We start from the raw sequence: 25,530 nt of genomic DNA on the forward strand, positions 1-25,530 counted from the left end.
GGCTGGGCATCAAGCGAAGCGGTTTTGGCACGCATCTCCCTGAAGTGGCTGCCTGCTTGATGCCCGTATTGGTTTGTATACGAGGATCAAAGCATGACACAAGCGTCCCGGTTTCCTTTGGCTCCCAGCGACACTGATCTCGACACGCGCGCCCGATGCCTCCTTGAGGGCTTGACCCTGCGCGAAAAAATCGGGCAGAAGTTGCTCGTGGCCTTTCGTTATTGGTGTCCTGACGACCAGCCAGCGTGCACCCTGAGTACCACCCGGTTCAATTCCGCCATGGGCGATGCCCTGCGTAACAACGCCATTGGCGGGGTGATTTTGTTTGGTAACAATTTGAGTTCGCTTGAGCAGGGCAGAACCCTTCTGGATGATCTGCGCGCTGTGCCCCCGGTCGCGGGTGAACTCGGCCTGTTGCTGGGGGTGGACGAGGAGGGGGGGTCAGTGTTTCGCCTGCCGCGCAGGGCGGCCACGGTTTTCCCGGGCAACATGGCATTGGCTGCGGCCTGGCACGGCGGTGGTGACGAGCGGATGGCTTATGACCAGGGTGTGGTGTTGGCCGCCGAGATTGCGGCTCTGGGGTTTAACTTGAATTTTGCCCCGGTGGTGGACGTCAACAGCAACCCGTTCAACCCCGTCATCAATGTGCGCGCTTTTGGTGATGATGTACGCACGGTCAGCCTGTTGGCCCGACGCATGATGCAAGGTATGGCTGCACAGGGCGTGATCGCGGCGTACAAGCATTTCCCGGGGCATGGGGATACGGAAACGGACTCGCATATCGGGCTGCCGGTGGTGAACAAGTCTCGTGAAGATGCCTGGGCAATTGATCTGGCGCCCTATCGTTTGGCCATTGAAGCGGGTGAAGCGCCAGAAATGGTCATGACCGCCCATATTCAATATCCTGCGCTCGATAGCACCCTGGTTCAGACGCGCACCGGTGAACCGATTATTGCACCTGCGACCATGTCGCGGAAAATTCAGCACAATATTCTACGGGGTGAGCTTGGCTTTCAGGGCGTGAGCATCACGGATGCGATGGATATGAAGGCCATTGCCGGTTTTTTCGGTCAGGCCGACGCCGTGATAAAGGCTTTTCAGGCGGATGTGGATATCGCCCTGATGCCCATTGAATTTCGTACCGCTCGCCAGGCCGGGCTCCTGTCCGGGTTGGTTGATCAGGTGGTAGCGGCTGTCGAGGCGGGCGATATTGATCGACAGGAACTGGATCAGTCGGTATTGCGGATTGTGCGAATGAAGTTGCGCAACGGGATTACCGCCGAGCAGGGCGCCAGGCCTCGACCTGAGTTGAATATAATTGGCAGCCCGGCACATCGTGCGCTCGAGCAACGTATTACCGCGCAATCCATTACATTGATTCGTAATCAGTGCGCCGCGTTGCCTCTGAAGAACCAGTGCGCGCGGATCTTGATCCTGACCCCGAGGAATGAGCAGGCCGAAGCCTTGCGCCGCAGGTTCGAGGAGGCCGGCTATCCTGCGCTCCTGTTGACAGGCAAGGCGCTGAGAGGCGTTGGCTGGGTTGAGATAAAGCGGGCGATCAACGCCGCAGAAACGGTGATTCTCGGTACCTCTTCAATCGGTGTCAGTGCTGTCGTGCGAAATGCGCATGCCGATCAGTTGTTGTCAGGAGCAACCGTGCAGAGCAGTTTGCAATGGCTGCGCTGTGCCATGGAATACGCCACGTCCCGCGGCAAGCTGGCTATTCATCTGACGATGAACTCGCCCTACGATGTGGTGGAATTTGACGATATCGCCGGCGCCACATTGGCGACCTACTCGTCCAGGGGGTATGACCGAGGTCTGCTGGGGCCAGCCTTGCCGGCTGCTGTGGATGTCATGCTGGGGCGGAGCGTCCCCGTGGGGCGTTTGCCGGTTGATATTTTTGCCCTGGCCGATGGCAGCCAGCCGGGGGCGTTGCGCTACCCCAGGGGAACAGGTCTTGGCTATCCGTAACCCATAGTGACCCTGTGCAGCGGGTGGGTACCATCAGCGGTGCGTCGCAATCCAGATCAACAACCCTGCCTGGAACACCGAAAAGGCTACCAGGCAGGTGATGGTAAAGCGCAGGCCCATTTCTTCGCGCTGGTACCTGCCGAGTTTTTCTTCTTTTTCCCGCAGTTTTACCTCTTGTTCCTGCAAGTTCTGTTCGGCTTGCTGGAGCATTTGCGCAGTCTCAAGAATGTCGAGGAACTGAAGCTTTTCGCCATTCCAGCTGTCCAGCAACTCGCCCACTTGCACGTCTTCGATCCGTGCCTTGAGAAACTGGGCGTCGGCATACACCACATCAAAGCCCTGCACCCGCAAAACATGATCGCGGCGCAGGCGGCTGTCTTCATTCAGGGCGTCCCGGCTGGCCAGGTCGGTGCCGTCAACGCGGTAGTGCGACCATTTTTTCTGCGCCCACAACGCGGCCTGAGCCAGCAGAAAACGGCCGATCCCGCGGTTCGCCGGTTCAACTTGCAAACCGCGCTCAGGGCTGAAACGCACGCGGTGGGTGCTATGGTCGACCCACAGGTCAAGCTGGTTCTGTTCGCTGCGCACGCGCTGGCCCGGCAGGGTGATGGTCATGCGCAGCAGGCTGAGGTCTTTGCTGTGGCGTGTGGCGTGGCCAAACTGCACAAAGCGTAACGGCCGTGCCCCGGTGTTGCGGTCAGTGGGCAGGGGGGCGAGGCGCAGCATGCGCAAATGCTCGGGCTGCACATCGGCCCAAGGCAGCGGCGGGGCCTCGGGCACTTCCGGTGCCTCGGGCCCGGCGGGTTGTGTTGGGGTGTCGCTCATAACGGCTCGATCCTGTGCTGGATGTCAGCCAAGCAAAGACGGCCGACACCGGTTTATCGGCCGTTATGCGCAGTACTGTAGGGCTGGCCCGCATTGACTTTCGTGATAAAGCGCACAGTTCGATCGCCCAGTTCGCCTGCCAAACGCTGATTGGGGTCGTTATAGGACTGCACCTGGCGCTTCATGTCCATTGGCACGATGCGCATCACGTGGTTCATGCCATTGATCAGTGTCAGTACGGCATCGGGCTTGGCGGCCTTGAGCAGGCGGGCATCCTTGACCTCTACCTGAATGTCGTGGGTGCCCTGAATGATCATGGCCGGCATTTTCAGTGCGGCGAAAGCGGCTGCCGGGTCATGGCGCAGCAGGCTGATCATGTACGGCTGCACGCTGGGGCGGAAGATCACTTGCAGATCCTTGGGCACCTTGTCGTCGGTCTTGCCGGCTTCCAGGCTGCTGATCAGCTCAAAACTGCGCTTGAGCAGGGCAGGCGGCAGGTGATTGCGTTGCAGTTGCTCGCGCAACAGCACGCCCACCGGGCGCCCTGTACCGGCAATCGAAACCACGCCGGCAGCACCGATTTGTGGGGCTGCCAGGCTGGCGATCATTGCGCCTTCACTGTGCCCGAGCACAAACACCTTGCCAAAGCGCGGGTCGCTTTTGAGTTTCTCGCCCCAGGCCACGGCGTCGGACACATACTGATCGAAGTTGAGCTTTTGCTCGTCAGGCCCGGCAGGCTGGCTCTGGGCGATGCCGCGCTTGTCGAAGCGGACGCTGGCAATATTGCTCTGGGCCAGGCGCCAGGCCAGTTTTTTCAGGGCGTCATTGCGCCCGCCGATAGGGTTGTTGCCGTCGCGGTCAGTCGGGCCGGAACCGGCAATAATCAGCACCACGGGTACGGGCTTGTCGCTCTTGGGCAAAACCAGCGAGCCATACAACGTGCCGGAGCCGGTATCGAGCTCAATGGGCCGCAGCAAGACATTGGAGGGCGGGGCCGCCAGGGCCTGGGTGCCAAAGCCAAACAGGGTCAGTGCTAATATAAGTATTCGCAGCATCATAGCGCCATCATTGTCTAGTGTGCCGGTTGGACAAACCCGGATGAGTAAGGTTCGAGGATGAACTACAGAGGTAGCCTGCGTATACTGGCGCTTTTGGTTATCTGGGATCTGTTCAACATCTGTTGTGTTGCAACAAGACTTGAACTGATCCCGGGCTGAACTTTATCGGCTGATTTTCGCGGAGCGCCCTGCATGTCCGGCAATACCTACGGCAAGCTGTTCACTGTCACCACCGCTGGCGAAAGCCATGGTCCGGCGTTGGTCGCCATTGTTGATGGCTGCCCGCCAGGGCTGGAGCTGTCCCTTGAAGATTTGCAACGTGATCTGGATCGACGCAAGCCCGGCACCAGCCGCCACACCACCCAGCGCCAGGAGGCCGACGAAGTTGAAATCCTCTCCGGGGTGTTTGAAGGCCGCACCACTGGCTGCGCCATTGGCCTGCTGATCCGTAACACTGACCAGAAGTCCAAGGATTACTCGGCGATCAAGGATCTGTTCCGCCCGGCCCACGCTGATTACACCTATCACCACAAGTACGGCGAGCGCGATTACCGCGGTGGCGGGCGCAGTTCGGCGCGTGAAACGGCCATGCGTGTGGCCGCCGGTGCCATCGCGAAAAAGTACCTGGCCACCCAAGGCATCGTGATTCGCGGTTATATGAGCCAGCTGGGCCCGATTGAAATCCCGTTCAAGACCTGGGACTCGGTTGAACAAAACGCCTTTTTCAGCCCTGACCCGGACAAAGTGCCGGAGCTTGAGGCCTACATGGATCAACTGCGCCGTGACCAGGACTCGGTTGGCGCCAAAATCACCGTGGTCGCCGAAGGCGTGATCCCGGGGTTGGGCGAGCCGATTTTCGACCGTCTGGATGCCGAGTTGGCCCATGCGCTGATGAGCATTAATGCCGTAAAAGGTATTGAAATCGGCGCCGGTTTTGCCAGTGTTGCCCAGCGCGGCACCGAGCATCGCGACGAGATGACCCCTGAAGGTTTCCTGAGCAACAACGCCGGCGGCATCCTGGGTGGTATTTCGTCTGGCCAGCCGATCGTTGCCCACCTGGCGCTCAAGCCAACCTCGAGCATCACCACCCCGGGCCGCTCGATCGACGTGCATGGCAATCCGGTGGACGTGATTACCAAGGGTCGTCATGACCCGTGCGTGGGTATCCGTGCCACGCCGATTGCCGAAGCCATGATGGCCATTGTGCTGATGGATCACCTGTTGCGTCATCGCGGCCAGAACGCCGACGTACGCGTCAGCACGCCCGTACTGGGCCAGTTGTAATGCAAGGATTGTTGAGCGTCACGGTCTGACGGCCGTGGCGACACTTCCTTACTGGCGTCTGTCAGGCTTCTATCTTTTCTATTTCGCCTTGCTGGGTGCCACAGCGCCGTTTCTGGCGCTGTACTTCAATCACCTGGGGTTTTCCAGTGCGCGCATTGGCGAACTGGTGGCCATCCCGATGCTGATGCGCTGCGTTGCGCCCAACCTGTGGGGCTGGCTGGGGGACTACAGCGGTCAGCGTCTGCTGATCGTGCGTCTGGGTGCGCTCTGCACCTTGTGCAGTTTTGCCCTGATCTTTGTCAGCCAGAGCTATGCCTGGCTGGCGCTGGTGATGGCGCTGCATGCGTTCTTCTGGCATGCGGTGTTGCCGCAGTTTGAAGTCATTACCTTTGCCCACTTGCGTGAGCAGCCTGAACGTTACAGTCAGATTCGTTTGTGGGGCTCGATCGGTTTTATCCTTACCGTGGTGATCCTGGGCCGCCTGTTCGAATGGCTGAGCCTGGATATCTACCCGGTGGCGCTGCTCGTGATCATGGCTGGCATTGTGCTGTGCAGCCTGTGGGTGCCCAATGCGCAGCCCTCCAGCCTGGGCCGCAAGCAGGTGGAAGGCGGGTTCTTGAAGCAACTGTTCAGCCCGGGCGTGCTGGCGTTCTATGCCTGTGTGGCGCTGATGCAAATGAGCCACGGCCCGTACTACACATTTCTGACTCTGCATCTGGAACACCTCGGCTATAGCCGTGGTGTGATCGGCTTGCTCTGGGCCCTGGGAGTGGTGGCCGAAGTGCTGATGTTTTTGGCCATGCGCCGTATCCTGCTGAAATTTTCCGTGCGCCGGGTGCTGATGTTCAGTTTTATCCTCGCTGCCTTGCGCTGGCTGTTGCTGGGGTCTTTTGCCGAGCACCTGTGGGTGTTGCTGTTGGCGCAGCTGCTGCACGCCGCCACCTTTGGCAGTTTTCATGCCTCGGCCATGACCTTTGTGCAACGCAGTTTCGGTCCCGGCCAGCAAGGCCAGGGCCAGGCCCTGTACGCCACGCTGGCCGGTATCGGTGGCGCCGTGGGGGCGCTGTACTCCGGTTACAGCTGGAACACCCTGGGCCCCGCTTTCACCTTTAGTATGGCGAGCGTCGCAGCGCTGGCTGCAGCCGTTATCATTGCCACCCGACTGCAAGAGGACAGGCCATGAGCCTTACCCGTGAACACCTGAGCCTGGAAATCATTGAAGCCGGGCGCTTTTTATATGCGCGTGGCTGGTCACCGGCTACCAGCAGCAACTATTCCACCCGGCTGTCGGCCAGCCAGGCGCTGCTGACGGTGTCGGGCAAGCACAAGGGCCAGCTGGGACCTGATGATGTGCTTGCCACTGACCTGGCAGGCAACAGCCTGGAACCAGGCAAGAAACCCTCCGCTGAAACCCTGCTGCATACCCAGTTGTACAGCTGGCGCCCCGAAATTGGCGCGGTGCTGCACACCCATTCGGTCAATGCCACGGTGCTGTCGCGCCTGACGCCGGGCGACAGCATTGAATTTGAAGACTACGAACTGCAAAAGGCTTTCAGTGGCGTCTCGACCCATGAGTCCAGTGTGCTGGTGCCGATTTTTGACAATGATCAAGACATCGCGCGGCTGGCGGCCAAGGTTCAGCCATGGCTTGAAGCCCACCCGGACTGTGTGGGCTATCTGATTCGCGGGCATGGCCTTTACACGTGGGGCGCGCGCATGAGCGACGCCTTGCGCCAGATCGAAGCCTTCGAGTTTTTGTTTGAATGCGAACTGAAAGCTCGCGCAATACTCAATCGTTAACGCTGACTTCACCGTGAAGAAGCTCACACCCTGATTTGAACGGTCTGCCTGAACGGCCTGTAAAAGCCGAATGCGCGCCGAAGCCGAGGAACCACGCCCCATGAGCAGTTTGTCCGTTTATCACGTATCGAGCCCGGAACTCCCCAACAAGGTGCTCACCCATTTTGATGATATCGCTTCAACACTGGCCGAGCAGGGCGTGCGCTTTGACCGCTGGCAGGCCGCCACGCAGATCCAGCCGGGGGCCAGTCAGGATGAAGTGATCAACGCCTATCGCGTGCAGATTGACCGGCTGATGAGCGAGGGTGGTTATGTCACCGTGGACGTGATCAGTCTCAACAGCGATCACCCGCAAAAAGCCGAATTGCGCGCCAAATTCCTCGACGAGCACCGCCATGGCGAAGATGAAGTGCGTTTTTTCGTCGCCGGTCGTGGCTTGTTTACGCTACATATTGGCGACTATGTGTATGCGGTGTTGTGCGAAAAGAACGATCTAATTTCAGTACCCGCAGGCACGCCGCACTGGTTCGACATGGGTGAGCATCCGCATTTTGTCGCCATCCGCCTGTTCAACAACCCGGAAGGCTGGGTTGCCAACTTTACCGGCGAAGACATCGCTGAACGCTTCCCGCGCCTCGAAGACTAAGGATCTCCCATGCCGATCAAAGCCATCCTGACCGATATCGAAGGCACCACCAGTGCTGTCAGCTTCGTATTTGACGTGTTGTTTCCGTATGCGGCCAAACACCTGCCCGGGTTTGTGCGCGAGCATGCCGAAGACCCTGAAGTGGCCATGCAGCTGGGCGCAGTACGCCTGGATAGCGGCGAGCCTGAGGCCGATGTCGAACGGGTCATCGAGATCCTCCAGCAATGGCTGGCCGAAGACCGCAAGGCCACACCACTCAAGGCCTTGCAAGGGATGATCTGGAAGCAGGGATACGCCGCGGGTGAGCTTAAGGGCCATGTTTACCCGGACGCGGTCGAAGCGCTGCGCGAGTGGCATGCCAAGGGGTATGACCTGTATGTCTACTCGTCAGGTTCGATACAGGCGCAAAAGCTGATTTTTGGCTGTTCCGAGGCGGGTGACCTGACGCCACTGTTCAGTGGCTACTTTGACACCACCTCCGGGCCCAAGCGTGAGGCGCAATCCTATCGCCACATTACCGAGGCCATAGGCTGCCCTGCCGGGAAGATCCTGTTTTTGTCGGATATCGTTGAAGAACTCGATGCTGCACAGGCGGCCGGCATGCTGACCTGCGGCCTGGCCCGTGAGGGTGGGGAACTGGCGGGACATAAAACCGTGAGCAGTTTTGCCGAGATTGACCCTGCCGCAGTTTAAATAACACTGCTGTGGGAGTGAGCCTGCTCGCTCCCACAGTCATGCCGTTCTCTATCGCGGACTGCTTTGCACTGCCCTTGGATTTAGCGGGTGTGATAGGTCGGCAGGGCAAAACGATGCTGACTTTGCAGCAGCGAAATGGTTGGCAATTCACTGGCAGTGCCTGCCAGGTCACGACGAATCGCGCTGATGGCCCAGGTCAGTTCCTCGGCGGTATGCAGTTGGGTGTAAGAAAGTGTGCGCTGGGTCTGTTTGCCTTCGTTGTCACACAATGTCAGCAGCACGCCGCCATCCGGGCGGGGTTTAACGGTGACAGTGTGGTTGGAGAACAACGATGCGAATTTTTCCTGGATCAGGCTCATATTTCAGCTCCATTAGCGCTTGAATGCTTGTATGGAGTAGAGATTGCAGTGATTGTGCCACTATTGTTTTTTTAAAAAACCCATATAAATCAATAGCTTATAATTTATGCAAAAATCATTTGTCGTGCATTTTGCATGAGTGGCCATCGTGCATCCTGCATTTTGCCCAGTCGGTATCAGGCTCAGACAGCTGATTGATTGTTCCTATGGGTGCATTGAGCAAAAAAGGGGTGACACCGTGTCTGCGTCTCAGGAAACTAGGTTTTTTTTGTAGCCAGGGTGGAACCTTACATGTCAGAGAACAAGCCAGCAGACCAGAGCCGCCAGATGACCCCGGAAGAGGCCGCCGACTTTGCCGAGCAGGTGTTCAACAAGGCACGGGATGGTGATGCTGCAATGCTGGCAGCCTTGCTGAGCAAGGGCTTGCCGGCCAATTTGCGCAACCACAAGGGCGATACCTTGTTGATGCTGGCCAGCTATCACGGCCACGTTGAAGCGGTGAAGGTGCTGCTTGAGCACAATGCCGACCCCGAGATCCGCAATGACAATGGCCAGAGCCCGATTGCAGGTGCTGCCTTCAAGGGCGACCTGGAAATGGTCAAGACCCTGGTTGAAGGTGGCGCACAAGTTGAAGGCGCATCATTTGATGGCCGTACAGCGCTGATGATGGCCGCCATGTTCAATCGTGGGGAAATCATCGATTACCTGATCAGCAAGGGCGCCGATCCAAAAGCCAAGGACGCCAATGGCATCACCGCCCTGGATGCCGCCAGGACCATGGGCGCAGCCGAAACCGTGGCGCAACTTGAGAAGCTGTTGGGCTGATCGCCCCTTGAAGGGCGCAATTGATATATCCTGCGCGCCCTTAATTTTCCTTGTGACAGGCCTCGCCCATGAAAACCACTCTCGTTGAACTCATCAGCAAAATCAGCTCTGGGTGCATGGGCGACGACGAAATCGCCTCCATCGCGGACGAGGCGGCTCAAGCCTACGCCGATCAGGCAGCATTTCTGCTTGCCAACCCGGACATCAACTACGACGACAGCTTCCCGATCCCGCTGGGTGAATGGGTTGTGGTGGGCAGCTTGCCGGAAACGGTGTTGTTCCAGGCCGATACCTGGATGGACCTGTTTGCCCAGATCGTCGCCTCTTTCGGTCCTGATGTAGCGTTCAATATCAAGCCAAAGCAATTGGCCAAGACCGAAGCGCTGACCGCGCTCAACCGCATCCAGATCCAGATGGGCAGCATGAGCCCGGAGCAGGGCGGTTATGTGCTGGTCAACCTGAGCCAGCCGCTGGACGACGAAATCCAGGTGGTGCTGGTTTACGGCAATGACGTGCCGCGCGTGCTGGAACTGTGTGCCGAAGTCGGCATCGCCGCTGCGCCATCGCTGGAAGCCCTCAAGGTTGCCGTCCACGTCTGAAACCCTGGCTGCTGCAATAAAAAACGGAACCCTGGCCGCGGGTGACTATCCTATGAGCACAAGTACTCACTCGGGAGCGTCATCATGGGTTCAACGTTTAATGGTCTGATCGGTCTGATTATTCTGGCCCTGGATATCTGGGCCATCATCAACGTAATCAAAAGCGGCGCCGGGACGGGCGCGAAAGTGCTTTGGGTGCTGCTGATTCTGTTCCTGCCGGTACTGGGGCTGGTGATTTGGGCCATCGCCGGGCCGCGGGGCAATGTGCGTATTTGAGCTGCTTGCCAGCGGGCAGCGACGGTAAATCGTGGTTGCCCGCTTAGATTGTCGGCGTCAAGGTTCGACCTGTCATGTTCCTCGACGTAGAATGCGCGCCTTTCTTGGGCAGTTGGACCCGTGTCGCGATAGCGGTATGAGGTTCGGCTGTCGATCATGGGCGGGTGACCGTCCGTTGCCACCAGCATTCAAGGGGACTACCCATGGCCGAATCGCTTGACAACCACTATCTCGAAACCCTTTACGAAGGCTATGGCCAACGCTTTCGCATGGACAAGCTGCTCCATGAAGTGCGAACCGATCACCAGCATCTGGTGATCTTCGAAAACCCGGTCATGGGCCGCGTAATGGCTCTGGACGGCGTGATCCAGACCACCGAAGCGGACGAATTCATCTACCACGAAATGCTTACCCATGTGCCGATCCTGGCCCACGGTGCGGTCAAGCGCGTGCTGATCATTGGCGGTGGTGATGGCGGCATGTTGCGCGAAGTCTCCAAGCACATTGGCATTGAGCACATCACCATGGTCGAGATCGACGGCACCGTGGTGGACATGTGCAAAGAGTTCCTGCCCAACCACTCCAAGGGTGCGTACGACGATCCACGCCTGAATCTGGTGATCGACGACGGCATGCGTTTTGTCGCCACTACCGAAGAAAAATTCGACGTGATCATCTCGGATTCCACCGACCCGATCGGGCCGGGCGAAGTGCTGTTCTCCGAGAACTTCTACCAGGCTTGCCATCGCTGCCTGAATGAAGGGGGTGTACTGGTCACCCAGAACGGCACGCCATTTATGCAGTTGCAGGAAGTGCAGACCACCGCCGGGCGCATGCGCAGCCTGTTTGCTGACTGGCATTTCTACCAGGCTGCCGTGCCTACCTATATCGGCGGCTCCATGACCTTCGCCTGGGGTTCGACTGATGCGAGCTATCGCAAGTTGCCGCTTGAGACCCTGCGTCAACGTTTTGCCGGTAGCGGTATCGTGACCCGCTACTACAATCCGGAAGTTCATATCGGTGCTTTCGCCTTGCCGCAATATGTTTTGCAGGCTATCAACAAGCCAAGCAACGACTGAGGCTGTGCAGTAGCAAGGCAGGGCGTCAGTTGTAGAACTGTGGGAGCGGGCTTACCCGCGATGCAGGCGACGCGGTTTAAAGTTGGACCGCGTTGCTCCAATCGCTAACAAGCCCGCTCCCACAGGGAATGAGCGCCCTTTCTTATGTTTCAAGATGTGCTCTGCACGAAATTTTCACGGTACCTTTAAGACAATTCGCACGCAAAATTTTGCCTGTCTACTCGTAAACGCCTCAGTTCAGGCGTTTCTGGTGGGTCTCGGGTCAAAATCTGTGTAATTAAAGAGCGATGCACCCGTGGCAAGCCACCGGTGATAAAGCCACTTCAACTTGAACCAATGGGTCCTAAAACGACATGGCAAACCCGGACGCCCCAAGCCAACAGCACGCGGCCACGCGTGTGTTGCAACCGACCGTCAAATCGCATCTGGCGTTTACGCTGCTCTGTGCCTTGATCATGATGGTGATGTTCACCCTGTTGCGGGTGGCATTGCTGGTTTACAACCGGGAAATGATCCTCGACACCCCGGCATCGACGTTCCTTGAAGCCTTCGGCAACGGTCTGCGCTTTGACGCGCGGATTGTCGTGTACTTCAGTATTCCGCTGCTGCTGGCGGTGCTCAGTGTCAAGGCCATGGCCATGCGCGGTGTGCTGCGTTTCTGGCTGACTGCAGCATCCAGCCTGGCGCTGTTTTTGGGCCTGATGGAGATGGACTTCTACCGTGAGTTCCATCAGCGTCTTAACGGTCTGGTTTTCCAGTATGTGAAGGAAGACCCGAAAACCGTGATGAGCATGCTTTGGTATGGCTTCCCGGTGGTGCGTTACCTGCTGTCCTGGGCTGTCGGCACTGTCATTTTGTACTTTGCCTTCCGCGGCGCCGACCGCGTGACCCGTTCCAGCGCTACCCGCGCGGCTGCTGGCACTTCGCGTGCGGTGGCGCCCTGGTACGGCCGTGCAGCGGTATTTGTCGTGCTGCTGCTGGTGTGTGTGGTCCTGGCCCGTGGCACATTGCGTCAGGGTCCTCCGCTGCGTTGGGGTGATGCCTACACAACCGACTCCAACTTCGCCAATCAGTTGGGGCTCAACGGCTCTCTGTCATTGATTGCCGCTGCGAAAAGCCGCTTCGGTGACGATCGCACCAATATCTGGAAGGCTACCCTTGAGCAGCCCGTAGCGACGCAGACCGTGCGCGACATGCTGCTGACTGAAAATGACAAGCTGGTTGATCCTGATACCGCTCCTGTGCGTCGCGACACCACGCCGCCTGCGGAAAAAACCCTGCCTATCAAGAACGTCGTCGTAATCCTGATGGAAAGCTTCGCCGGTCACTCGGTGGGTGCGCTGGGTCGTCCGGGCAATATCACCCCGTACTTCGATGAGCTGTCCAAGCAAGGCTTGCTGTTCGAGCGCTTCTTCTCCAACGGCACCCATACCCACCAGGGCATGTTTGCCACCATGGCGTGCTTCCCGAACCTGCCGGGTTTTGAGTACCTGATGCAGACCCCGGAAGGCAGCCACAAGCTGTCCGGCTTGCCGGAACTGCTCAGCGCCCGCAAGTTCGATGACGTGTATGTCTACAACGGCGACTTTGCCTGGGACAACCAGTCTGGTTTCTTCAGTAACCAGGGCATGACCACTTTTGTAGGTCGTAACGATTTCGTTGACCCGGTGTTCTCTGATCCTACCTGGGGTGTGTCCGACCAGGACATGTTCAACCGCGGCCTGGAAGAGCTGAAAAAGCGTGAAGGCAAAGAGCCTTTCTATGCGCTGCTGCAAACCCTGTCCAACCACACGCCGTATGCCTTGCCTACGCCATTGCCGGTCGAGCCGGTAACCGATCGCGGTTCGCTCAACGAGCATTTGACGGCGATGCGTTATTCCGACTGGGCGCTGGGGCAGTTCTTCGAAAAAGCGCGCAAAGAACCCTACTTCAAGGAAACCCTGTTTGTGATCGTGGGCGACCACGGTTTCGGTAACGAGCAGCAGATTTCCGAGATGGACCTGGGGCGTTTCAACGTGCCGTTGCTGCTGATCGGTCCTGGCATCCAGGAGAAGTTTGGTACACGCACTGATATCGTGGGCACTCAGGTCGACATCGTGCCAACCATCATGGGGCGTCTGGGTGGTGAGTTCCGTCAGCAATGCTGGGGCCGTGACCTGCTGACTCTGCCTGAGGGTGACAAGGGCAGTGGTGTGATCAAGCCGTCTGGCAGTGACCAGACCGTGGCGATCATCAGTGACGACCACTTGCTGGTGCAGCCTAAAGACATGCCGGCCAAGGTTTGGCAGTACAAATTGGGTGCCAACCCTGAAGCGACCGTGGTCACAGACTCGCCTGAAGCGACCGAGCTGAAGAAAAAGCTCGAATCCTTCCTGCAGACCGCGACCAAGAGCCTGCTGGACAACACCGCAGGTGTGGCTGATCCGAAATAGTCAGCCAGTTAAATAAAAAAGAGGCCTCAGGGCCTCTTTTTTATTGGGTCAAATCTTGCCGAGCAACAGTAATATCAACAGTACAACCAGTACGGTACCGATAATCCCTGAGGGGCCATAGCCCCAGCTTTTGGAGTGCGGAAACACAGGTAATCCGCCGATTAACAGCAAAATCAGGACGATCAGAAGAATTGTGGTCATGAGCATTTCCTTTTTGTGGTGTTCCGCCAACGTTCAGTTTTACGGGGCGCCGCTTCAGGAACAAGGATGGGCAGTGCTTATAAAATCCGACTCTCCTGCTCGATGAATAATTCAACTTTTTTCATGCCGTACTCAAAAACAGTTCTGCCTTGATCGGTGGCAGGTGCGCAGGTAGGGTGGCGCGCTGCCCACCTGGAAACACTGCACATGCTCAATTACGTTTGGTTTTTTTTGGCTGCCCTGTTTGAAATTGCAGGCTGCTACGGGTTCTGGATGTGGCTTCGTCAGGGCAAAAGTGCCTGGTGGGCTTTGCCCGCCATTCTGAGCCTGGTGCTGTTTGCCCTGCTGCTGACCAAGGTTGAGGCAGCCTATGCCGGGCGGGCCTATGCGGCCTATGGCGGGATTTACATCGTGACATCCATTGCCTGGCTGGCAGTGGTGGAACGTATCCGGCCACTGGGCTCAGATTGGCTCGGGGTAGGACTGTGCGTGATTGGCGCGACCATCATCCTGCTGGGACCGCGTTTTACCCCCTCGTAAAGGGAAAATTCCGTAGGGAGTACGTAGGAATAAGCCTTGTATGCAGTAGGTTGTAACTGAATTAACTTGTAAGTATTGAAGCCGGTTTTTATGCCGTGCAGTCTTTGTGGCTCCCCACCCTTGAGGATGAGAGCCATGCAGATACTGAGTCGAACCGTCGGAGAGCATTTTTCAATCGGGGAAGATATAACGCTGTTTGTCATCGCCGTTAACGGCAACAACGTGCGCCTGGGGATTGAAGCTCCCAGGCATATCAGCGTGCATCGCTCGGAAATTTATGAGCGGATAAAAAACCAGCCCGTCGGGCAGCAGGCAACCGGATCTTCGGCCAAGGTTTAATCAAAAAATTCCTTCGGTACCGCGTGCCTGGGCATCAGTTGGCATTGCTGGCTTTCCAGATCGAAGAAAATTACTGCCTGGCCTTTGCTCAATGCATGTCGAACCCGCAGTACACGGGTTTCCTGGGGAGTGTCATCGCCGTTGTCCGTGCCGTCGCGACTCACAAAGTCCTCGATCAGGCGGGTGAGGGTGTCGGGTTCAAGCTGGTCGTAGGGGATAAGCATCTTGGGCTCTCGTAAACAAGCGTGTTGAGGTGGTTGGCCTTGGGCTTAAATCGCCTTGTTGCGGTTGTCCCAGTAATGCTGAGCCAGTTCAAAAGCTTGCGCCCGGGGTGTGCCCAGGCCGCGCAATGCCAGGGCCATGGTCGACAGCAAGGCCAGTTGCGGGTAGCTGTCCTGGACTTCTCCACGCCACAACGCCTTGAGGTGTTCAGGGGCTAGCGACGCTGGTTTGACATGGCGCTGTGAAGACAGTGCTGGCCATTCTTCATCCCAGTCAACACCAGCTGTAGTGCCGTAAAGATGGCTTGCGCTATCGGGGTTGATTTCGACTTCGCCGCCATCACCCTTGACCACAATACTGGTGTCACCCAGCAAGCCGCTGGCTTCGCGATGTACGCTTTGATAGCCCGGATGGAAGATGCTTTGCAGGCCGCAGCGCGCACCCAGCGGGTTGAGTATGCGAGCCAATGAATGAATCGGCGAGCGCAGCCCGAGGGTGTTGCGCAGATCGATCATGCGTTGCAATTGTGGCGCCCAGTCCTGCAGCGGCATAAAGGCCGGATTCCCCGTATCCAGGGCCTCGTTGACACTTTGCCAGTTGCGACACAGTGGAATGGCCAGCGCGTCGAGAAGCTGCTCGCTGTACATTCGGCCCGCCGTATGGGCGCCGCCGCCATGCATGAAAATGCGTACACCGTGCTGTGCCAGGCACTTGGCTGCCAGCAAGTACCAGGGCAGGTGGCGTTTTTTACCGGCGTAAGTCGGCCAGTCAATGTCGACCTTGATCGCGGGAGGTGTCAGTCGCTCCCTGACGGCCTCGGTAAAACCGGCCATTTCCTCTGCGCTTTCTTCTTTATGCCGCAGCAACATGAGGAAGGCGCCCAGTTGCGTGTCTTCTGCCTTGTCGTCAAGCAGCATGCCCATGGCTTCGCGGGCTTCTTCCCGAGTCAGGTTGCGGGCACCCCGTTTGCCTTTGCCCAGGATGCGTACAAATTGCGCAAAAGGGTGTTCGGCGGGAGTTTCAAGTGTCAGCGCAGCGGGAGTGTTCATAGGCAATTGGTCGGTTTGGGCAGGCCCGCCAGCTTGGCGGCTAGTTTGGCAGGGGTGCCGTTAAACAGTCGGTTGAGATGCAGGCTATTGCCCTTTTCTGGACCCAATTTGAGTGCCGTGTACTTGATCAGAGGGCGAGTGGCAGGCGATAGCTCGAACTCCTGATAAAAGCTGCGCAACAACTCGAGGATTTCCCAGTGTTCGGCGCTCAACTCAATACCTGCCTGCGCCGCCAGTGCCTGAGCAACATCAGCGGACCAGTCGTTGAGATCGAGCAGATAACCGTCCTTGTCCAGCTCGATATTTTTACCGTTGAGGGTGAGCGTATTCATAGCCAGCTGTTGACCTTGTCGTAACGAATCGACAGCTCGACGAAAGCCGGGTAATCAACGCAGGCCGCCCATGGCGGACATTCCAGGTTGCGTGCCTGCAAGTCCTCTTCAAGGATAAATACGGTTTTTCCAGTCAGGGCTGTGAGAGCAGTGCCTTGAAGCTGCAGGGCATACACCGCGTCGCCACAGAGCAAAAGGGCATCGTCGCTGCCTAACACGCGAAGACAGCTGCTCAGGCGTATGTCAGAAAATGGTGAGTGGCTCACAACATGTAGAGTCGACATCAGAGGGTGATCACTTGGTCATAACGGTCAATAAGAGCGCGGACAGCTTCAGTCGACAAGGGCTGCACATCAATTGCCGCAAGCCCCTCGGTTGAGATGCCGCGTTCGTCAAGGCTGTGGTTGCAGGCAAACAGATCGTCAACGCCGAACATGGACAGGGCCTGCAGATTGGCCGTTAGATTCTTCTGCTGGATGGCTGCGGCATTTTGAGTCGCCAGCAGCTGAAAAATACCGTCATCCATAAACAGCACGGCAATCGGCAAATCAAATGCACCGCCTGCCAGCACGATATCCAGTGCTTCTTTGGCGCCGGGCCCCGACCACGGTGCCTGACGGCTGATAATCAATAGTGACTTGGGCATTTCAAGGTCCCCCGAAACAGATCAATCGATCGGCCGATTGAATGGCATCGTGCAATTGGCCCAGTCCGGACAACTCCCAGGGTGCATGAACATTGACCCCGGGGCGCTGATAGCGTGCGGACTCGTCTTCATTGAGTACACCGCGGCGCAAGGCAGCGGCAATACAGACCACACCATCGAGTTGGTGCTGGCTGACAAAAGTTGCCCATTGTTGCGCAAGGTCCTGCTCGTCTTGCGGCGTGACGATATTGCTCGAGGCAATATGAACACCGTCCTGATAGAAGAACAAACGGACAATTTCATGGCCGCCTGCCAGCGCTGCCTCGGCAAAGCGCAAGGCTCGACGGGAGGAGGGGGCATGGGCCGCTGAATAAAGGGCAATGGCGAATTTCATGGTGGGCTCTGTCGGCAAATCTGGGGCAATGATAAAGCCAGATGCCCAAAGATGCTTGTGGCAGACAACAAAAAGCCCGCCGAAGCGGGCTTTTATATAGCGGTTGTTGATCAGTCGTCGCGGCTCATGATGCCGAAAATTTGCAGCAGGCTGATAAACAGGTTGTAGATCGATACATACAGGCTGATGGTAGCCATGATGTAGTTGCGCTCGCCGCCATGAATGATTGCACTGGTCTGGAACAGAATGCAGACCGACGAGAACAGTACAAAACCGGCGCTGATAGCCAGCTGCAGGCCGCTGATCTGGAAGAAGAAGCTCGCCAGCGTAGCGCCCAGCAGAACAAAGAAACCGGCAGTGATGAAACCGCCGAGGAAGCTCATGTCCTTGCGAGTGATCAATACATAGGCAGACAGGCCGCCAAATACCAGAGCCGTCATGGCAAAGGCAGAACTGACCACCTCGGCGCCGCCCTGCATGCCCAGGTAACGGTTGAGAATAGGGCCCAGCAAGAAGCCCATGAAACCGGTAAGGGCAAAGGCAGAAACCAGGCCCCATGCCGAATCACGCAGCTTGTTGGTCAAGAAGAACAGGCCGTAGAACCCGATCAGCACAACGAAAATATTGGGATAGCCGACCCGCAGCTGCTGCGAGACATAAGCCATCACACCGCTGAAAGCCAGGGTGAGGGCCAGCAAACCGTACGTATTGCGCAGGACGCGGCTAACCTCTAGCTGCTCGGCCTGCACGCTGCTATTAACTGCGTAATCCTGTTCGCGCATGGCGATACTCCTGTGTTTAGAAATGTTAAGTAGCAAAGATCATAGCAGAGGCTCTGAAACAAGCGATCAAGAGAGTTTGACAACGTGTTTCATTCAGGTATTATGGCGCCCGAAACAACGTATAGGAGGTGTGGCCGAGTGGTTTAAGGCAACGGTCTTGAAAACCGTCGACTGTAACAGGTCCATGAGTTCGAATCCCATCGCCTCCGCCATATTGCTACACCGCAGAGCCCGCCTTTTGGCGGGCTTTGTCGTTTCTGGGGGGTGGGGAAGGGCGCTGCACCGAGCTCGTCGTTTTCGCATAGCTTCAGACCGTGTCCGCATCTGGGGCAATTTTAGAGCCCGATCCAGCGTTTTTAACGGCTGTGTTTTAGTCGGAGGGAAAGTGCTTTTTAGCTGTGCACTTTTCGACGATTTAACAGGTAGCGTTCACAATTTTCACAACCCGTATGTAAACAGTCCCCGTTACCAGCATACCCGTGTACCTCACCTGCTTTCGTTTTGCCTACGAAAGCAAAGTATTCAATATACTTGAGAGCAGTTATTGCCATGAACTCATGAAGGCGCCATTTCGTATTATGCGTACAAAAAAACTCGTCACTAAAATTTCGGTCTGAACATATGTTGTGACTTTATAAATTTGTATGAGTAGGGAGTTCGATGAATAATATAAAGTCTGGATTGATTCATAAGGAGTATGAATATGCCATTAGAGCTTGGTCCGATATCTGTTGTGGGGAGAATAATAGACTTCTCCATTCCTGGCACATCGAGAGAGTCTATGATGCCAGATTATATGCATGATATACTCGGTCTATTGATAAGGGCGCTTGAGAATGTAACTCAATGGATTTTTGATAATGCATATAGATTTGATATGCAGCACAAAGATAATATTGCGGCCATAGATTTTGAGATTGACCAGGAAATCAAGGGTGCAGGCGGGCTAAATATGCCTATGGATGTATCCACGTCAAGCAAAATAATCACAAGAGAGAAAAATATCCTGGTAACACTATATATGGCTAAAGAGAATGAGGCTGATAGAAAGGTTAAGGCTTCTAAAGGTTCTGGGGACGGCAGTGATGTACAAGCTTCAAAAAGACCAAGTGCGGGGAGTTTTACTCAGGCCGGGAAGATGAGGGTCATAGTTAATACACCTAAACTTCTTGATTGGGCACAGAGGTATGAATTTGCCAGGTTGTCTGAGGTCTATTCAGAAACGGCCCGACGCTTGAAAGAAAAGCAGCAGAAATTGGCTCTCATAGAGGTGGCTAAAGCGACAAATCTGCGCGATGCGAAAGAGCAAGCCAGACATAAACAGTATCCTAGCGCTCCACCCGGCGTCTCTTTAGATGAGAACCTAGAATTTGCGAAAAGCCAAAAAGCATACTTTAGTATTAAGGGTAGAGGTTTTTTGCTCAGCTGGTTTTACACCCAAGTCAGAAACAAGGGCGAGTGGGATTACAAAAAAGGCCAGCCTCAGTATGAGAGCTTCGGCAATTTTAATTATGGTGCTGTTGGTACGGCAGCTGGGATTTCTGAAACGGTACTTTTAAGAGCAGCTGGTGCTGCACAGTCCTTAGCTGGGACTTCTCAGGCAGAATTCGATAAATGGTGGTCAGAGGCTCCTTACGGCGATGATCCTGTTGATCAAGTATGGATTAAAGCAGGAATAGATTATGCGAAGTCGAAGGGGTATTAAGTGGGTTGTTTGGAGTTTGTTTTTTGTTTGTCTTGGGCAAGCTTTGTACATATATATGTCTGCTCCAGGCAGACCTAATCCTGTCAAGATTACTTCAGTTACAAATGTTGGCCATGGCGGGGCCATCTATGAGGTCTTATATGATTCTGGTGGCGCTACGGTGCCAGTTGTCTATAGGTATTTCCTGATGAATCTTCAACCTGGCGATGAAGAAGCGCTTCAGGAAGCAAAGAAGACCGCCCCATTCCTTGTTACAAAAAGCTCTGCAGCTGTTCGCGAGGTTTTAGATGGTCGGGTCAAACTAAAAGTTGATGGGGTTATTTATGGGTTTCACAATATTTCATTGTTTAAAGTTGATGGTGAGATCAATATCGTGAAATTCGATCTTGATTCAACTGCCCCATAGATTTTTAGTTGAAAAAAACACCGGCCTGGAAGAAAAATACTCCCGCATAGCATGTGGCCTACAGGCCACGTGCTGTATTTCTCCATAGAGGTCTTGAAAGCAGCCGGCCTCGACAGGTATTAGCGCTCGATTTTTACCTCTGTGCCTCATTGTTTTAGCAACAGATCAGCCTGGATCAGCCCGATCTGTCGACCGAGACTAAAACCCCCAGTCCTCAGCGTTGATGACACGACAGAATGGCCCCGCCAGGGTTGCATTGTGATGAGCGATAATCTGCTGTGCCTTCAACGCAGGGGTGTCACTGCAGGTATGGCCATCGGCAATCAGTACTGCGTCGAACCCAAGGTCTCGTGCCGCGCGGCAGGTGCTGTCGACACAATATTGGGTTTTCATGCCCGTGATGACCACACCCTCAACACCAAGAGCCTGTAGCTGGTCGGCCAGGTTTGTCCTGGCAAAGGCGTTGGGGCGGTTTTTCTCGAAAATCACTTCGTTGCCCTGTAGCACCAGTTCCGGTATCAGTTGGGTCAACGGGCTTCCCGGTTCAATCGGTGAACCGGTAGGGCCGACATGACGGGCGAGAAAGACCGGGGCACCTGCGCTCCGGGCTTTATCCAGCAACGTGTTCAATGTGTCCAACAGGGCCTCGCCAGCCCATGGCTTGTCCGGGCCATGCACCAATCCTACCTGCATATCAAGAATCAACAGTGCATACATGGGGCTTTTCCTTGCGTTTTGGCCAGTGACACAAGGGCAAAAGAAAAGGCCCTTACCATCACTGGCGGGCCTTTGAAGTTCGTGCGTTATGGACTCACGATACCTCTCACGACCCGCCTTCGGCGGTCGTGGTAGTCGTGGTCAAGGCAACTCGTAATTGATTCATGGAGCTGACAGTAGCTGCGTATCAGCGGGTTGGCAAGCAGGAGCAGGAAGCGTCATGACTTCGAGCTGGCCAGCCATATACCCATATGCTTCTTGGAAGCCGCGGCCAATCAAACTTAGACTAAAGGTCGTCCAGCGCAACCTACACGCGCTGTGGTGATACGAGATGTTGTTGGTGGGAGCCTCGTCTTCTTGGGCATGAGCACAAGGCAAAAGGGTAGTTTGCCGCGGTCATCGACGTACTGCGGTGTCTTGAGCTTGAGTTCCAGCACGCACAGTCTGTGCTTTAAATTAAATATTGAACGTAGCCCTGCTACTTTAACGAAACAGTCATAGAGATTCTGTACGCCGAGGTGCTGCGTGGGGGGTAATTAAAAGTATGGGGTCAGTCATGCAATATTTTGAGTTTATTATGGTTCTGTGGGGGCTCATAATGAATAGCGGGTAATTTGTTTTTCGGTAAAATTAATTAAGTGCGTGTGCTTTGCAGGCATTTCTTTAATTATCGGGGGGGCGGGATCATGAAGACGCTGGGGGTTTTGCTATGGGTTTTTGTGACAGTTATATTAAAGGCTCCTTATTCATGGGCCGAGCCACCAGGTACGGTATGGCGAATGGATACCCGGCCGGAGCATCTGATATTTCACGCTGGTTTCCAGGCCTGGGGTAGTAACTTTAATGTTCATGACCATGTGACCGGCGAGTCATGCGTCAACAGGCAACAGGGGCAGCGAGATTCAGGCTTTGTCTCAACCGCGGCAAACTTTCAGTTCATTCGCACTGCCGCAGCTGCCAGGGCTTTTGCCCAACCCGGTCAGCGTATTTATCTTTATCGCGTCAGGCCGGACAGCAACTTCTTCAATGCCGAGGCCTCATTGCGGACATTACATGACAACAATCCGCAAGTCCCGATCACCCCCTTGAACTACCATCCCTCACGGGCAGCTAATGAATATATAACGCCGACCGTCATTCCCACTCAAAATATCAGGGACGTGGAATCCTATATTGTTGTCGACGGTGAGTTGCAAGTTTCAACTGCTCAGGTTAACCCCCGTTATGTGGCCGATAATACCCGAGCCACGAACAGGCCCTATTTCAACGGTGAAGCCCCACGAGAAAGAAGGCCGACCTGGTTGGGCATGATCCCGATGGTCGGGGCGTGCCTGGCTGCGTCGCGTTCGGATCTGAAGCAAGATATTCCAGCAATAATGTTTACCCTGGAGTCTGTTTATAACAGCAGTACCTCCATTATTAACCATGATGAGCTATAAACGTTGAGGAGTATGAGCATGCGTCTTGCAGCCTTGTTGTTGGTGTTGAGTGTCAATGCTTTTGCCGAAGAGCCTGGTTCAACGCGGATGAGTCGGGATGTAAAGTGCGCGCAGGGCACGGTAAAGCAAATACATATAGGGGCAGGTAACTACGACAGCGGCAATGGGATCAGCGTAATGTTAACTTCGACCGGAACGCGCTGGTGGGCAGTTCATGGGGAGCGCAATCTGAATGATCCCACAGGTTATGCACTGCTTAATATGCTGTCCCTGTCGAAGCTGACAGGCCAGCAAGTGTCTCTTCTGGATGAATCCGGCGGCGGATGTAATTACTTTACGGGTGTGGTCTTGACAAATATGTATTAAGTTTCGATGGGTCACTATTCAAGTGGGTGCGGCACACTTGCAGAATAAAGGTGTTTGTTGTCTGCACTTTGCCGCGCCCGCTGTTAATTGTGTCCTGTACGATTTGCGATACAGAACACTCAGCGCCATCGCTAAGCAGTGGCCTGTGCGGCGTCTGTTTAAAGTATGCAGGGGGATACAAGGGCTGGTATTGGCATGTTCAGGTCTAAGCGGTCATGAGGGTGTGCAGCCCGATGGTGGATTATTCAGAGGAATTCCTACGCTTGAAAGTGCACGACTGAAACAGTTCGAGGGGTTTATTTATTACAAGTCACCCGCCTCGCCGGCGGTGTGATTTAGGGTGTCCATAGAGCCCGACTTGACCAAGCGCATGCTCAACCAATGATCAGCCTGATCGCGCTGAAAGCCTGTGGCAAGGAAGCATCAGGCACGAAATAAAATAAGGGGCCGAAAGCCGGGTGCGCCAACTTCCCGCCCACTCAAGGCTCCTGCGCTGTACATACAGCGAAATGAGCCTGGCCGCTGTCTTTTCGGGGCTGGAGGTGTCCAGGGCGCTGAGGCGACTCTATCGCCCTTGATTTCGAAGTTCTGCAGGCGTGTATGCCGTCCGTTTTCCAATAATTCAGGTTTCCGCTATCTGATGTTCGGCAACGACGTTAATCTCGGTGGGTGCCGGTTTCGTTTAGGCGCTTATTTATGTCTGCAACTTCAAGGGTCTCCATGGATAGAATCGCCTTCAAACCGCTCCTTCTCGTCGCCGGCCTCCTGGCGTTCATGCCAATGGCCCACGCCGCCAGCACGCTGGTTTACTGCTCCGAAGCCAGCCCCGCCGGCTTTGACCCCAGCCAGTACACCAGCGGTACCGATTTTGATGCCTCCGCCGAAACCGTATTCAACCGCCTGATCCAGTTCAAACGGGGTAGTACTGAAGTCGAACCTGGCCTGGCCACCCGCTGGGATGTCTCCAATGACGGCCTGACCTACACCTTCCACCTGCGCGATGGCGTCAAGTTCCATACCACCGATTTCTTCACCCCGACCCGGAATTTCAACGCGGATGACGTGTTGTTTACTTTCGATCGCCTGCTGGATGCCCAGAGTCCGTTCCGCAAGGCTTACCCGTCCGAATCGCCCTATTTCACCGATATGGGCTTGAACACCACGATCAAGAGCGTCGACAAGCTCGACGACCGAACCGTGCGTTTCAACCTCAATAACGTTGATGCCGCCTTTGTGCAAAACCTGGCCATGAGCTTCGCCTCGGTGCAGTCCGCCGAATACGGAGCCCAACTGCTCAAGCAGGGCAAGGCTGAAGAGATCAATCAGAAACCGGTGGGCACCGGGCCGTTTGTGTTCAAGCGCTATCAGAAGGACTCGCAGATTCGTTACGTCGGCAACAAACAGTACTGGAAGCCCGAGGATGTGAAACTCGACAACCTGGTTTTTGCCATCACCCCTGACGCGGCGTCGCGCCTGCAGAAACTCAAAGCCGGGGAGTGCCAGGTCAGCGGTTACCCGCGACCGGCGGATATCGAAGTGATGAAGCAGGATCCCAACTTGCGAGTGCTGCAGCAAGCCGGGTTCAACCTGGGGTTTCTGGCTTACAACGTGACACATCCGCCGCTGGACCAACTCAAGGTGCGTCAGGCCCTGGACATGGCCATCGACAAGCCGGCAATCATCAAGGCCGTGTACCAGAGCGCAGGGCAATTGGCGCAGAACGCCTTGCCACCTGCGCAGTGGTCTTATGACCCGACAATCAAGGATGCCACCTACGACCCGGTCAAGGCCCGGCAGCTTTTAAAAGAAGCTGGGGTTGCACCAGGGACCACTATCAACCTGTGGGCGATGACCGTTCAACGCGCCTCCAACCCGAACGCGCGTATGTCGGCACAAATCATCCAGCAGGATTGGGCAAAGGTCGGCATCAAGGCCAATATCGTTAGCTACGAGTGGGGCGAGTACATCAAGCGCGCCAAGAACGGCGAGCACGACGTGATGATTTACGGCTGGACGGGCGACAACGGCGACCCGGATAACTGGCTCGGCGTGCTCTACAGCTGCGCGGCGGTCAAGGGCAGCAACTACGCCAAATGGTGCAACCCAGACTATGACAAGCTGGTGCAGCAAGCCAAACTCAGCAGCGACCGCGAACAACGCATCAAGTTGTATCAAGAGGCGCAGAAGATCCTCAAGGAGCAAGTTCCGATTACACCCATTGCGAACTCGACGGTTTTCCAGCCCCTGCGCAAGGAAGTGACTGATTTCAAAATCAGCCCCTTTGGGCTGACACCGTTCTACGGGGTGAGCCTGGATAAGTAACAGCAAGCCCCAACTGAGTGCACCAGAAGCCCGGGATGGTTTTTGGTGCGCTCGCGGCACCGAAATAACCTCGCTATAGACGTGAATAGGCCAAAGTCTTATGCAAGGTATGCACTGAAATAATGCGTTTGCTGCCGAATTTGAATATGCCGAACTTACAGGCGCTTCTTTAATAGAGGCCAAGGCGCATGTTGGTTTGCTATGCGTACAAAGTTTG

General features: G+C 55.7%; 30 protein-coding genes and 1 tRNA gene. 19 read left to right on the forward strand and 12 right to left on the reverse strand.

Going from position 1 to position 25,530, the window contains the following annotated elements; all coding sequences use genetic code 11:
• Positions 1–93: 93 nt before the first annotated feature.
• Positions 94–1,974: a glycoside hydrolase family 3 protein gene (locus tag EQV96_RS20555; RefSeq protein ID WP_095032290.1), complete on the forward strand. Its 1,881-nt coding sequence runs from the start codon at positions 94–96 to the stop codon at positions 1,972–1,974.
• Positions 1,975–2,007: 33 nt separating this feature from the next.
• Here the strand turns inward: EQV96_RS20555 and EQV96_RS20560 are convergent, their stop codons facing one another.
• Together EQV96_RS20560 and EQV96_RS20565 are read right to left on the reverse strand one after the other, a co-directional pair.
• Positions 2,008–2,799: a hypothetical protein gene (locus EQV96_RS20560; protein ID WP_095021343.1), complete on the reverse strand. Its 792-nt coding sequence runs from the start codon at positions 2,797–2,799 to the stop codon at positions 2,008–2,010.
• 53 nt (positions 2,800–2,852) lie between these two features.
• The gene (locus EQV96_RS20565; protein ID WP_240882308.1) at positions 2,853–3,857 is read right to left on the reverse strand and encodes an alpha/beta fold hydrolase; all 1,005 of its coding nucleotides are present in this window, start codon (positions 3,855–3,857) and stop codon (positions 2,853–2,855) included.
• 192 nt (positions 3,858–4,049) lie between these two features.
• Here EQV96_RS20565 and aroC point away from each other — a divergent pair, with 192 nt between their 5' ends.
• The 5 genes from aroC to mtnC all read left to right on the forward strand — a co-directional run bounded on the left by aroC (position 4,050) and on the right by mtnC (position 8,280).
• The gene (gene aroC / locus EQV96_RS20570; RefSeq protein WP_095019567.1) at positions 4,050–5,141 is read left to right on the forward strand and encodes a chorismate synthase; all 1,092 of its coding nucleotides are present in this window, start codon (positions 4,050–4,052) and stop codon (positions 5,139–5,141) included.
• Positions 5,142–5,175: 34 nt separating this feature from the next.
• A complete protein-coding gene (locus EQV96_RS20575) occupies positions 5,176–6,324 on the forward strand; it encodes an MFS transporter (protein ID WP_095002040.1) in 1,149 nt (382 codons plus the stop codon).
• A complete protein-coding gene (locus EQV96_RS20580) occupies positions 6,321–6,941 on the forward strand; it encodes a methylthioribulose 1-phosphate dehydratase (protein WP_095019566.1) in 621 nt (206 codons plus the stop codon). Before EQV96_RS20575 ends, EQV96_RS20580 begins: the two co-directional genes overlap by 4 nt.
• Positions 6,942–7,041: 100 nt before the next feature.
• Positions 7,042–7,587 carry an acireductone dioxygenase gene (locus EQV96_RS20585; protein WP_095002038.1) on the forward strand — a complete coding sequence of 182 codons (546 nt, stop codon included), beginning with the start codon at positions 7,042–7,044 and terminating at the stop codon, positions 7,585–7,587.
• A 9-nt stretch (positions 7,588–7,596) separates the two neighbouring features.
• Positions 7,597–8,280: an acireductone synthase gene (gene mtnC, locus EQV96_RS20590; protein ID WP_240882309.1), complete on the forward strand. Its 684-nt coding sequence runs from the start codon at positions 7,597–7,599 to the stop codon at positions 8,278–8,280.
• Positions 8,281–8,363: 83 nt separating this feature from the next.
• Here mtnC and EQV96_RS20595 read toward each other — a convergent pair whose 3' ends face one another.
• Positions 8,364–8,642 carry a DUF3509 domain-containing protein gene (locus tag EQV96_RS20595; protein ID WP_095002036.1) on the reverse strand — a complete coding sequence of 93 codons (279 nt, stop codon included), beginning with the start codon at positions 8,640–8,642 and terminating at the stop codon, positions 8,364–8,366.
• A 291-nt stretch (positions 8,643–8,933) separates the two neighbouring features.
• Between EQV96_RS20595 and EQV96_RS20600 the strand changes: the two genes are divergently transcribed.
• The 5 genes from EQV96_RS20600 (at position 8,934) to EQV96_RS20620 (ending at position 13,853) form a co-directional block, all read left to right on the forward strand.
• Positions 8,934–9,467: an ankyrin repeat domain-containing protein gene (locus EQV96_RS20600; protein ID WP_095002035.1), complete on the forward strand. Its 534-nt coding sequence runs from the start codon at positions 8,934–8,936 to the stop codon at positions 9,465–9,467.
• A 68-nt stretch (positions 9,468–9,535) separates the two neighbouring features.
• Positions 9,536–10,066, forward strand: a complete 531-nt coding sequence (locus EQV96_RS20605) for a hypothetical protein (protein WP_095019565.1) — start codon at positions 9,536–9,538, stop codon at positions 10,064–10,066.
• An 84-nt stretch (positions 10,067–10,150) separates the two neighbouring features.
• Positions 10,151–10,342, forward strand: a complete 192-nt coding sequence (locus EQV96_RS20610; RefSeq protein WP_016781476.1) for a PLD nuclease N-terminal domain-containing protein — start codon at positions 10,151–10,153, stop codon at positions 10,340–10,342.
• 203 nt (positions 10,343–10,545) lie between these two features.
• Complete coding sequence (gene speE / locus EQV96_RS20615; protein ID WP_095002033.1) at positions 10,546–11,421, forward strand: polyamine aminopropyltransferase; 876 nt, start codon at positions 10,546–10,548, stop codon at positions 11,419–11,421.
• 353 nt (positions 11,422–11,774) lie between these two features.
• Positions 11,775–13,853: an LTA synthase family protein gene (locus EQV96_RS20620; RefSeq protein ID WP_095019563.1), complete on the forward strand. Its 2,079-nt coding sequence runs from the start codon at positions 11,775–11,777 to the stop codon at positions 13,851–13,853.
• Between the two features lie 48 nt (positions 13,854–13,901).
• Here the strand turns inward: EQV96_RS20620 and EQV96_RS20625 are convergent, their stop codons facing one another.
• Entirely contained in the window at positions 13,902–14,060 is a 159-nt protein-coding gene (locus EQV96_RS20625) for a DUF3309 family protein (RefSeq protein WP_095002031.1), read from the reverse strand.
• 201 nt (positions 14,061–14,261) lie between these two features.
• Between EQV96_RS20625 and EQV96_RS20630 the strand changes: the two genes are divergently transcribed.
• Together EQV96_RS20630 and csrA are read left to right on the forward strand one after the other, a co-directional pair.
• Positions 14,262–14,594, forward strand: coding sequence for a YnfA family protein (locus EQV96_RS20630; protein ID WP_095002030.1), 333 nt, complete (start codon positions 14,262–14,264; stop codon positions 14,592–14,594).
• A 135-nt stretch (positions 14,595–14,729) separates the two neighbouring features.
• Positions 14,730–14,933: a carbon storage regulator CsrA gene (csrA, locus tag EQV96_RS20635; RefSeq protein ID WP_095019562.1), complete on the forward strand. Its 204-nt coding sequence runs from the start codon at positions 14,730–14,732 to the stop codon at positions 14,931–14,933.
• Here csrA and EQV96_RS20640 read toward each other — a convergent pair.
• From EQV96_RS20640 to EQV96_RS20670, 7 genes are all read right to left on the reverse strand, one after another.
• Positions 14,930–15,157 carry a YheU family protein gene (locus EQV96_RS20640; protein ID WP_095002028.1) on the reverse strand — a complete coding sequence of 76 codons (228 nt, stop codon included), beginning with the start codon at positions 15,155–15,157 and terminating at the stop codon, positions 14,930–14,932. The two genes, csrA and EQV96_RS20640, sit on opposite strands and share 4 nt — an antisense overlap.
• A 45-nt stretch (positions 15,158–15,202) precedes the next feature.
• Positions 15,203–16,204 carry a glycosyl transferase family protein gene (locus EQV96_RS20645; RefSeq protein WP_240882310.1) on the reverse strand — a complete coding sequence of 334 codons (1,002 nt, stop codon included), beginning with the start codon at positions 16,202–16,204 and terminating at the stop codon, positions 15,203–15,205.
• A complete protein-coding gene (locus EQV96_RS20650) occupies positions 16,201–16,536 on the reverse strand; it encodes a TusE/DsrC/DsvC family sulfur relay protein (RefSeq protein WP_095002026.1) in 336 nt (111 codons plus the stop codon). The genes EQV96_RS20645 and EQV96_RS20650 overlap by 4 nt, the downstream gene beginning before the upstream one ends.
• On the reverse strand, positions 16,533–16,820 hold the full coding sequence (gene tusB, locus EQV96_RS20655; RefSeq protein WP_095002025.1) for a sulfurtransferase complex subunit TusB: 288 nt from the start codon (positions 16,818–16,820) through the stop codon (positions 16,533–16,535). Before tusB ends, EQV96_RS20650 begins: the two co-directional genes overlap by 4 nt.
• Positions 16,820–17,182 carry a sulfurtransferase complex subunit TusC gene (gene tusC / locus EQV96_RS20660; protein WP_240882311.1) on the reverse strand — a complete coding sequence of 121 codons (363 nt, stop codon included), beginning with the start codon at positions 17,180–17,182 and terminating at the stop codon, positions 16,820–16,822. Before tusC ends, tusB begins: the two co-directional genes overlap by 1 nt.
• Before the next feature lies 1 nt (position 17,183).
• A complete protein-coding gene (gene tusD / locus EQV96_RS20665; RefSeq protein WP_095019560.1) occupies positions 17,184–17,576 on the reverse strand; it encodes a sulfurtransferase complex subunit TusD in 393 nt (130 codons plus the stop codon).
• Between the two features lie 110 nt (positions 17,577–17,686).
• Positions 17,687–18,358 (reverse strand): Bax inhibitor-1/YccA family protein, encoded by a 672-nt coding sequence (locus tag EQV96_RS20670; protein ID WP_095002022.1) that lies wholly within the window; start codon positions 18,356–18,358, stop codon positions 17,687–17,689.
• A 124-nt stretch (positions 18,359–18,482) separates the two neighbouring features.
• On the opposite strand from EQV96_RS20670, the gene EQV96_RS20675 reads away from it, so the two are divergent.
• The 3 genes from EQV96_RS20675 (at position 18,483) to EQV96_RS20685 (ending at position 20,469) form a co-directional block, all read left to right on the forward strand.
• Positions 18,483–18,570 (forward strand) — tRNA-Ser (locus tag EQV96_RS20675).
• A 491-nt stretch (positions 18,571–19,061) separates the two neighbouring features.
• Complete coding sequence (locus EQV96_RS20680) at positions 19,062–20,063, forward strand: polymorphic toxin type 44 domain-containing protein (protein WP_240882312.1); 1,002 nt, start codon at positions 19,062–19,064, stop codon at positions 20,061–20,063.
• Between the two features lie 187 nt (positions 20,064–20,250).
• Entirely contained in the window at positions 20,251–20,469 is a 219-nt protein-coding gene (locus tag EQV96_RS20685) for a hypothetical protein (RefSeq protein ID WP_240882313.1), read from the forward strand.
• Between the two features lie 198 nt (positions 20,470–20,667).
• Here the strand turns inward: EQV96_RS20685 and EQV96_RS20690 are convergent, their stop codons facing one another.
• The gene (locus EQV96_RS20690; protein ID WP_138738227.1) at positions 20,668–21,186 is read right to left on the reverse strand and encodes a cysteine hydrolase family protein; all 519 of its coding nucleotides are present in this window, start codon (positions 21,184–21,186) and stop codon (positions 20,668–20,670) included.
• 686 nt (positions 21,187–21,872) lie between these two features.
• On the opposite strand from EQV96_RS20690, the gene EQV96_RS20695 reads away from it, so the two are divergent.
• The 3 genes from EQV96_RS20695 to EQV96_RS20705 all read left to right on the forward strand — a co-directional run bounded on the left by EQV96_RS20695 (position 21,873) and on the right by EQV96_RS20705 (position 25,313).
• Positions 21,873–22,625, forward strand: coding sequence for a hypothetical protein (locus tag EQV96_RS20695; RefSeq protein WP_240882314.1), 753 nt, complete (start codon positions 21,873–21,875; stop codon positions 22,623–22,625).
• An 18-nt stretch (positions 22,626–22,643) separates the two neighbouring features.
• Positions 22,644–22,991 carry a hypothetical protein gene (locus tag EQV96_RS20700; RefSeq protein WP_095019517.1) on the forward strand — a complete coding sequence of 116 codons (348 nt, stop codon included), beginning with the start codon at positions 22,644–22,646 and terminating at the stop codon, positions 22,989–22,991.
• A gap of 720 nt (positions 22,992–23,711) precedes the next feature.
• Positions 23,712–25,313, forward strand: a complete 1,602-nt coding sequence (locus EQV96_RS20705; RefSeq protein WP_138738228.1) for an ABC transporter substrate-binding protein — start codon at positions 23,712–23,714, stop codon at positions 25,311–25,313.
• The last annotated feature ends 217 nt before the right edge of the window (positions 25,314–25,530 follow it).

The sequence above is a fragment of the Pseudomonas sp. TMW22080 genome, from assembly GCF_022496745.1.
Lineage (GTDB): Bacteria > Pseudomonadota > Gammaproteobacteria > Pseudomonadales > Pseudomonadaceae > Aquipseudomonas > Aquipseudomonas bubulae.

Excerpts from the sequence above, each read along its gene's own strand:
- EQV96_RS20555 (WP_095032290.1), top strand. The coding sequence starts at position 94 with ATGACACAAGCGTCCCGGTTTCCTTTGGCTCCCAGCGACACTGATCTC.
- EQV96_RS20560 (WP_095021343.1), bottom strand. The coding sequence starts at position 2,799 with ATGAGCGACACCCCAACACAACCCGCCGGGCCCGAGGCACCGGAAGTG.
- EQV96_RS20565 (WP_240882308.1), bottom strand. The coding sequence starts at position 3,857 with ATGATGCTGCGAATACTTATATTAGCACTGACCCTGTTTGGCTTTGGC.
- aroC (WP_095019567.1), top strand. The coding sequence starts at position 4,050 with ATGTCCGGCAATACCTACGGCAAGCTGTTCACTGTCACCACCGCTGGC.
- EQV96_RS20580 (WP_095019566.1), top strand. The coding sequence starts at position 6,321 with ATGAGCCTTACCCGTGAACACCTGAGCCTGGAAATCATTGAAGCCGGG.
- EQV96_RS20585 (WP_095002038.1), top strand. The coding sequence starts at position 7,042 with ATGAGCAGTTTGTCCGTTTATCACGTATCGAGCCCGGAACTCCCCAAC.
- mtnC (WP_240882309.1), top strand. The coding sequence starts at position 7,597 with ATGCCGATCAAAGCCATCCTGACCGATATCGAAGGCACCACCAGTGCT.
- EQV96_RS20595 (WP_095002036.1), bottom strand. The coding sequence starts at position 8,642 with ATGAGCCTGATCCAGGAAAAATTCGCATCGTTGTTCTCCAACCACACT.
- EQV96_RS20600 (WP_095002035.1), top strand. The coding sequence starts at position 8,934 with ATGTCAGAGAACAAGCCAGCAGACCAGAGCCGCCAGATGACCCCGGAA.
- EQV96_RS20605 (WP_095019565.1), top strand. The coding sequence starts at position 9,536 with ATGAAAACCACTCTCGTTGAACTCATCAGCAAAATCAGCTCTGGGTGC.
- EQV96_RS20610 (WP_016781476.1), top strand. The coding sequence starts at position 10,151 with ATGGGTTCAACGTTTAATGGTCTGATCGGTCTGATTATTCTGGCCCTG.
- speE (WP_095002033.1), top strand. The coding sequence starts at position 10,546 with ATGGCCGAATCGCTTGACAACCACTATCTCGAAACCCTTTACGAAGGC.
- EQV96_RS20620 (WP_095019563.1), top strand. The coding sequence starts at position 11,775 with ATGGCAAACCCGGACGCCCCAAGCCAACAGCACGCGGCCACGCGTGTG.
- EQV96_RS20625 (WP_095002031.1), bottom strand. The coding sequence starts at position 14,060 with ATGCTCATGACCACAATTCTTCTGATCGTCCTGATTTTGCTGTTAATC.
- EQV96_RS20630 (WP_095002030.1), top strand. The coding sequence starts at position 14,262 with ATGCTCAATTACGTTTGGTTTTTTTTGGCTGCCCTGTTTGAAATTGCA.
- csrA (WP_095019562.1), top strand. The coding sequence starts at position 14,730 with ATGCAGATACTGAGTCGAACCGTCGGAGAGCATTTTTCAATCGGGGAA.
- EQV96_RS20640 (WP_095002028.1), bottom strand. The coding sequence starts at position 15,157 with ATGCTTATCCCCTACGACCAGCTTGAACCCGACACCCTCACCCGCCTG.
- EQV96_RS20645 (WP_240882310.1), bottom strand. The coding sequence starts at position 16,204 with ATGAACACTCCCGCTGCGCTGACACTTGAAACTCCCGCCGAACACCCT.
- EQV96_RS20650 (WP_095002026.1), bottom strand. The coding sequence starts at position 16,536 with ATGAATACGCTCACCCTCAACGGTAAAAATATCGAGCTGGACAAGGAC.
- tusB (WP_095002025.1), bottom strand. The coding sequence starts at position 16,820 with ATGTCGACTCTACATGTTGTGAGCCACTCACCATTTTCTGACATACGC.
- tusC (WP_240882311.1), bottom strand. The coding sequence starts at position 17,182 with ATGCCCAAGTCACTATTGATTATCAGCCGTCAGGCACCGTGGTCGGGG.
- tusD (WP_095019560.1), bottom strand. The coding sequence starts at position 17,576 with ATGAAATTCGCCATTGCCCTTTATTCAGCGGCCCATGCCCCCTCCTCC.
- EQV96_RS20670 (WP_095002022.1), bottom strand. The coding sequence starts at position 18,358 with ATGCGCGAACAGGATTACGCAGTTAATAGCAGCGTGCAGGCCGAGCAG.
- EQV96_RS20680 (WP_240882312.1), top strand. The coding sequence starts at position 19,062 with ATGCCATTAGAGCTTGGTCCGATATCTGTTGTGGGGAGAATAATAGAC.
- EQV96_RS20685 (WP_240882313.1), top strand. The coding sequence starts at position 20,251 with ATGAATCTTCAACCTGGCGATGAAGAAGCGCTTCAGGAAGCAAAGAAG.
- EQV96_RS20690 (WP_138738227.1), bottom strand. The coding sequence starts at position 21,186 with ATGTATGCACTGTTGATTCTTGATATGCAGGTAGGATTGGTGCATGGC.
- EQV96_RS20695 (WP_240882314.1), top strand. The coding sequence starts at position 21,873 with ATGAAGACGCTGGGGGTTTTGCTATGGGTTTTTGTGACAGTTATATTA.
- EQV96_RS20700 (WP_095019517.1), top strand. The coding sequence starts at position 22,644 with ATGCGTCTTGCAGCCTTGTTGTTGGTGTTGAGTGTCAATGCTTTTGCC.
- EQV96_RS20705 (WP_138738228.1), top strand. The coding sequence starts at position 23,712 with ATGGATAGAATCGCCTTCAAACCGCTCCTTCTCGTCGCCGGCCTCCTG.